2 protein-coding genes are annotated in these 1,180 nt (G+C 62.8%); both read right to left on the bottom strand.

The features are described 5' to 3' along the window. Positions 1–427, bottom strand: a 427-nt coding sequence (locus AC1DKD_RS41400; protein ID WP_477144762.1) for a CDP-alcohol phosphatidyltransferase family protein, incomplete at its 3' end; no start/stop codon positions are given. Between the two features lie 42 nt (positions 428–469). Further along, a complete protein-coding gene (locus AC1DKD_RS41395) occupies positions 470–1,114 on the bottom strand; it encodes a phosphatidylserine decarboxylase (protein WP_035868739.1) in 645 nt (214 codons plus the stop codon). Positions 1,115–1,180 lie beyond the last annotated feature (66 nt).

Genomic DNA, 1,180 nt, shown 5'->3' with positions numbered 1-1,180 from the left:
TGCCCAGGTCGTGCAGGATCCACTCGTACATCACCAGCGCCGGCGCAACCCCGAATGAGGTCATGTCCGACAACGAGTCATATTGCTCGCCGAACGCGCTCTGCGTGTTGGTGATGCGCGCCACGCGGCCGTCCATGCCATCCAGCACCATGGCGGCGAAGATGGCGATGGCCGCGCTGTCGAAGCGCATGTTCATGGCCTGCACGATGGCGAAGAACCCGGCGAACAGCGCCGCCGTGGTGAACGCGTTGGGCAACAGGTAGATACCGCGCCGGCGCGGGCGCACATACTCGATATCGTGATCGTCGCCGGCTTCGTCGTCGAAGTCGTCGGGTTCGTTGCCGCGCAGCTGATTGTGACGGAAAGGACGCAAGTTCGTCACGTTGCCATTGCTAACGCGCTTGTTGCGTCGGTTGAAAGCACCCATGCCTGTTCTCCAGTGGGTCCGGTGTATTCCGGCCTGGCCGGATTAATCCAGTTCGGCCAGGATGGTCGACGAGGCCGACACTTTTTCGCCAATGGTGACGCGCGGGCGTGCATCCACCGGCAGGTAGACGTCGACGCGCGAGCCAAAGCGGATGAACCCGTAGCGCTGGCCACGCGAAAGCGTTTCGCCAACCCGGGTGTAGCAGAGGATTCGGCGGGCCACCAGGCCAGCCACCTGTACCAGCGTCACCACCTTGCCGTCAGCGGCACGGCGGATGACCACAGCGTTGCGTTCATTCTCCAGCGAGGCCTTGTCGAGGTCGGCGTTGACGAACTTGCCGGGGAAATACTCGACCTTCTCTACCTTGCCATCCACGGAGACGCGGTTGGAGTGTACGTTGAACACGTTCATGAAGACACTGATCTTCAGGGCCTCCCGTCCTGCGTAGGGATCCATGGTCTTCTCGACCACCACGATACGGCCGTCGGCGGGAGCCAGGACTGCGTTCGGCTGGGCCGGGATGGGCCGCGGCGGATCGCGGAAAAACTGCAGCACGAACAGCGTAATGATCCACAGCGGCAAGGCCCACCAGAAGCCAGCGCTGACCTGCACCAGCAGCGAGATGACRAAGGCGCCGGCCAGGAAYGGCCAGCCTTCACGGGCGATCAGCGGATGAGGATAGTTCATGCAAGACTTGGTCTGAAGTTCAGGTAGAAACGATACGCCATGCCGCGCCGGCGCCAGGGGCTGGCC

Source organism: Cupriavidus sp. 05T313 (genome assembly GCF_056396665.1).
The sequence above is the reverse complement of the archived record's forward strand: the minus strand, read 5'-3'. Positions and strand labels throughout refer to the sequence as shown.